The sequence below is a fragment of the Streptomyces sp. YS-3 genome (assembly GCF_045257485.1).
Taxonomy (GTDB): Bacteria; Actinomycetota; Actinomycetes; order Streptomycetales; family Streptomycetaceae; genus Streptomyces.
In genome coordinates this window covers 1-4,596 of sequence record NZ_JBJHPC010000568.1, presented here as the reverse complement: position 1 = coordinate 4,596, position 4,596 = coordinate 1, and the positions used below count along the sequence as shown (strand labels likewise).

General features: G+C 70.4%; 7 protein-coding genes and 1 tRNA gene. 7 read left to right on the top strand and 1 reads right to left on the bottom strand.

Going from position 1 to position 4,596, the window contains the following annotated elements:
• Nucleotides 1-109: 109 nt before the first annotated feature.
• Nucleotides 110-745: a uracil phosphoribosyltransferase gene (gene upp / locus ACJA3G_RS30855; protein ID WP_406556331.1), complete on the bottom strand. Its 636-nt coding sequence runs from the start codon at nt 743-745 to the stop codon at nt 110-112.
• 111 nt (nt 746-856) lie between these two features.
• Here upp and ACJA3G_RS30850 point away from each other — a divergent pair, with 111 nt between their 5' ends.
• The 7 genes from ACJA3G_RS30850 to ACJA3G_RS30820 all read left to right on the top strand — a co-directional run bounded on the left by ACJA3G_RS30850 (nt 857) and on the right by ACJA3G_RS30820 (nt 4,206).
• A complete protein-coding gene (locus ACJA3G_RS30850) occupies nt 857-1,051 on the top strand; it encodes a hypothetical protein (protein ID WP_406556330.1) in 195 nt (64 codons plus the stop codon).
• A 123-nt stretch (nt 1,052-1,174) separates the two neighbouring features.
• On the top strand, nt 1,175-1,744 hold the full coding sequence (locus ACJA3G_RS30845; RefSeq protein WP_406556329.1) for a hypothetical protein: 570 nt from the start codon (nt 1,175-1,177) through the stop codon (nt 1,742-1,744).
• A 44-nt stretch (nt 1,745-1,788) separates the two neighbouring features.
• The gene (tadA, locus tag ACJA3G_RS30840; RefSeq protein ID WP_406556332.1) at nt 1,789-2,217 is read left to right on the top strand and encodes a tRNA adenosine(34) deaminase TadA; all 429 of its coding nucleotides are present in this window, start codon (nt 1,789-1,791) and stop codon (nt 2,215-2,217) included.
• 113 nt (nt 2,218-2,330) lie between these two features.
• Nucleotides 2,331-2,415 (top strand) — tRNA-Ser (locus ACJA3G_RS30835).
• Between the two features lie 184 nt (nt 2,416-2,599).
• A complete protein-coding gene (locus ACJA3G_RS30830) occupies nt 2,600-2,761 on the top strand; it encodes a hypothetical protein (protein ID WP_358836655.1) in 162 nt (53 codons plus the stop codon).
• Between the two features lie 63 nt (nt 2,762-2,824).
• Nucleotides 2,825-3,118, top strand: a complete 294-nt coding sequence (locus tag ACJA3G_RS30825) for a Dabb family protein (protein WP_406556328.1) — start codon at nt 2,825-2,827, stop codon at nt 3,116-3,118.
• 236 nt (nt 3,119-3,354) lie between these two features.
• Nucleotides 3,355-4,206: an RNA polymerase sigma factor SigF gene (locus ACJA3G_RS30820; protein ID WP_406556327.1), complete on the top strand. Its 852-nt coding sequence runs from the start codon at nt 3,355-3,357 to the stop codon at nt 4,204-4,206.
• Nucleotides 4,207-4,596 lie beyond the last annotated feature (390 nt).

The following is a 4,596-nucleotide window of genomic DNA, read 5'->3' as shown; positions in this document are numbered from 1 at the left end:
CCTCCCGGCCGCTCCCGCGCCCGGGGGAGGCCGGGCAGCAGAAGACCCCCGGGCCGACGGGCGGCCGGGGGGCCTGTGGGGGCTGTGCCCCCGGGAGAAACCAGGCCGGCTAGACGGCCGTCCCGTACATGCGGTCCCCCGCGTCCCCGAGCCCGGGCACGATGTACCCGTGCTCGTTGAGCCGCTCGTCCACCGACGCCGTCACCACCGTCACCGGCGTCCCCGCCAGCTCGCGCTCCATGACCTCGACGCCCTCGGGCGCGGCCAGCAGGACGACCGCCGTCACGTCGTCCGCGCCACGCCGGATGAGCTCCTTGATCGCGGCGACCAGCGTGCCGCCCGTGGCCAGCATCGGGTCCAGGACGTACACCTGGCGGCCCGAGAGGTCCTCCGGCATACGCGTCGCGTACGTGGAGGCCTCCAGGGTCTCCTCGTTGCGGATCATGCCCAGGAAGCCCACCTCGGCGGTCGGCAGCAGACGCACCATGCCGTCCAGCATGCCGAGGCCCGCCCGCAGGATCGGGACGACCAGCGGACGCGGGTGCGACAGCTTCACGCCCGTCGTCGGGGTCACCGGGGTCTCGATGTCGACCTGCTCGGTGCGCACGTCGCGCGTGGCCTCGTACGCGAGCAGGGTGACCAGCTCGTCGGCGAGGCGCCGGAAGGTCGGCGAGTCGGTGCGCTTGTCGCGCAGAGTGGTGAGCTTGTGGGCGACCAGGGGGTGGTCGACGACGTGGAGACGCATAACTCCACAGTAACCGGGCCGACGGCCCGCCCGCGCCGTGAGCGCTGGCATCAAACCACCCACCCGGGGGAAGGTGGGAGGGACTGACACACCCCGGGGCGGTGCCCACTCATGACGGACAAGCAGGACGGCAGGGACGAAACGGTCGACGCGCGGCCCGAGACGGACGCCGAGCGGCGGCGCCGACGCGCCCAGTTCCTGCGCGAACTGCACGAGGCCAAGGCCCTCCGCGACCGTGTCCAGCCCCGCCGCGCCCGCGCGGCCCGTATGCGCCAGGCCATGCGCATGCGAACCTTCCGCTGGTGACCTGAGAACCGGACCAGCGAAGCGCCAGGAGAAACGCAACCGCGGAAGAACTCTCGCAACGGCGTTGTTTCTGCAACGATTCCAGGGAAGCCACGGCCGGGGGGACCCCCAACCGGCACGCCTATGACCAGTGGGAGAGTCACGGTGTACTTCGCCGCACTGCTCGCGCGCACCGAAGACGGGTGGGAAGCGAGCGACACGGAGCTCGACGATGTGGAGACCCTCGCCGATCTCGCCGACCTGGCCCGGGAGGCCACGGCCGACGGGGCCGACGACACGGTGCTCGTCTTCATCGAGCAGGAGGATGTCTGGTTCGGCGTCGTTCGGGTGGACGGCGAGGAGGACCCGCGCATCTATGTCTCCAACGCCGCAGCCGCCGCCCGTTCCTCGTACGGGGAGATCCTCCTCACCGACGAACTGCTCGGCCGGGATCCGGCCGCCGACGACGACGTCGTCGATCTGGACGCGCTGGACCTCGACGGCACGGAGGACGGCGACCTCGAAGAACAGGAGGACCCGGACGACGAAGCCGTGGAGGCCCTCGACCCGGTGCCCGCGGGCCCGCTCGGGGACACCGCGATCCTCGCCGACCTCGGTGTGAGCGAGGGCCAGCTGCTCACGCTCGACTCGGACGCGCTGGTGGAGATCGCCGACGTGCTGGGAGCGGCCGAGGTGCTGGAGGCCGTGCGCTAGTGGCCGAGGCGCACGATCCCGTACGCGACCCCTGGGCGGAGCCGATGCGCACCGCCCTCGGGGAGGCCGGGCGGGCCGCGCTGGCCGGTGACGTGCCGGTCGGCGCCGTCGTGCTGTCCGCGGCCGGCGAGGTGCTGGCGACCGCCCACAACGAGCGCGAGATCACCGGCGACCCCACGGGGCACGCGGAGATCGTCGCGCTCCGGCGGGCGGCCGAAAGGACCGGCGAGTGGCGGCTGACCGGCTGCACGCTCGTGGTGACCCTGGAGCCGTGCGTCATGTGCGCGGGCGCGCTGGTGCAGTCCCGGGTCGAACGGGTCGTGTACGGGGCGCGCGACGAGAAGGCGGGCGCGGCCGGGTCCCTGTGGGACCTGGTGCGCGACCGGCGGCTCAACCACCGCCCCGAGGTGATCCAGGGCGTCCTGGAAGAGGAGTGCTCCCGTCAGCTGACGGCGTTCTTCCGGGAGCGCTGAGGGGGCGCCGGCCGGCCCGCGAAGGGCCTGGGGACGGCCCGTGACCCACGTCTCACCCCGACCGCCGCATACGGATTTCAAACCACGGGCCACCTTGGGCTAAGCTCTCTCTCGGTAGCGTGTCCGAGCGGCCGAAGGAGCTCGCCTCGAAAGCGAGTGTGGCGCAAGTCACCGAGGGTTCAAATCCCTCCGCTACCGCTCTCAGAAGGGCCCCGACAGCGTCGGGGCCCTTCTTGCGTCTCCGTGATCCCCTCCCGTGACCCCTGATGCCCGCGATCCCTGTGAGTCCTTGTGGGTCCTTGCGAACAGGGTGGGGACGGGGGAACGGGTGTTGGTTAGACTCACGCGAGCGCACAGGGGAGCCGGGGGAGGGTGCACGCACGTGGACGTGAAGAAGGTGCTGCTCTACTGCGCGGTCGTCTTCGTGCTGTACACGATCATCACCTCGCCCGTGGAGGCCGCGGGGATGGTCCAGACGGGGTTCGTGGGGATCTCCTCCGCCGCCAAGGGCATTGGCCAGTTCATGACCGAACTGGTCCGCTGAGCCGCACCGGGCCGCTCGTACGATCGGCGGGGCGCTGACACGTACGTACGGCAAGGAGCACACATGATCCGCCATCTGGTCCTCTTCAAGCTCAACGAGGGCGTGGCCCGCGACGAGGCGCGGGTGGCCGCCGGAGTGAAGGCGTTCCGGGAACTGGACGGGCTCGTCCCCGAGCTGAGGTTCTGGGAGTGCGCCTGGAACATCACCGACCGGCCCATCGCGTACGACTTCGCCATCAACTCGGCGGTCGAGGACGCGGACGCGCTCAAGCGGTACCTGGAGCACCCGGCCCACCGGGCGGCAGCCGCGCAGTGGCGCGAGTTCGCCACGTGGGTGATCGCCGACTACCCGTTCTGAGCCGTCGCGCCGCAGGGCCCCGCACCACCGGGTGCGGGGCCTTTCGCGTACCCGGGGACGGGCACCGCGCGGGCCCCCTGTCCAACTTGCCCCCAACACGTGGTTATACGGTGCTTGCACACAGTGGACATGTCTTGTGATGCTATGACCGCTTTTGACGGATGAGTCGACGATGGTTCGACCGAAGTTGACCGCGACCTTGACCACGCAGTGACCTCAAAGGGGTGGCGTTGACCGTGCCGGCCAGTACCGCACCTCAAGTGCCGCCCCAGAACGAGCCCCAGGAGGCCGCCGAGGGCCACCGGGCTCCCGTACGCACCAGCACCCGGGGAGCGGACACCCGGGCGCTCACCCAAGTGCTCTTCGGGCAGCTCAAGTGCCTGGAGCCGGGCACACCGGAGCACCACCGGGTGCGCGGGGCGCTGATCGAGGCGAACCTGCCGCTGGTGCGGTACGCGGCGGCGCGGTTCCGCTCCCGCAACGAGCCGATGGAGGACGTGGTCCAGGTCGGCACGATCGGTCTGATCAACGCCATCGACCGCTTCGACCCGGAGCGCGGGGTGCAGTTCCCCACCTTCGCCATGCCGACGGTGGTGGGCGAGATCAAGCGGTACTTCCGCGACAACGTCCGCACCGTCCACGTCCCGCGCCGCCTCCACGAGCTGTGGGTGCAGGTCAACGGGGCCACCGAGGACCTGACGACCCTTCACGGCCGCTCCCCGACGACCGCCGAGATCGCCGACCGGCTGAAGATCGGCGAGGACGAGGTGCTCGCCTGCATCGAGGCGGGCCGCTCCTACCACGCGACCTCGCTGGAGGCGGCCCAGGAGGGCGACGGCCTGCCGGGCCTGCTCGACCGGCTGGGGTACGAGGACCCGGCGCTGGCGGGCGTGGAGCACCGGGACCTGGTCCGCCACCTCCTCGTACAACTGCCCGAACGCGAGCAGCGGATCCTGATGCTGCGCTACTACAGCAATCTGACGCAGTCCCAGATCAGCCAGGAGCTGGGCGTGTCCCAGATGCATGTGTCCAGGCTGCTAGCCAGGAGCTTCGCCCGATTGCGATCCGCAAATCGAATCGAGGCGTAACCGGATCGGGTGATCCACCTTTGGGTGAACAATCCGGCGGTGAAATCGGCCCACCCCCTGCTAACTGCGCGTATCCGCCCCGGACTTGTCGACATGTCACTACAGCGCGTTGCCGACATGTGACATTCTGCAGGAACCGCGTTTGCCGCAGCTCCGCCTCCGGTATTCAGGTGGAGGCTGCGTTCCTCCGATGGTCGTGGCCACCGCGACCGTCCGCGACCTCAAGGGGGTGGCATGTCCGCAGAACAGGGCAGCTCAAAGGTGCAGGTGCTCACGCTCATGAAGAGCGTCCCCGCGCCCGGTGTGCCGATGGGCCCGGAAGTAATCGACATCTGCGCCGTGCCCGGCTCCCCCGAGGCGCTCGACTCCGCGGGCCCCACGGCCCCCCTC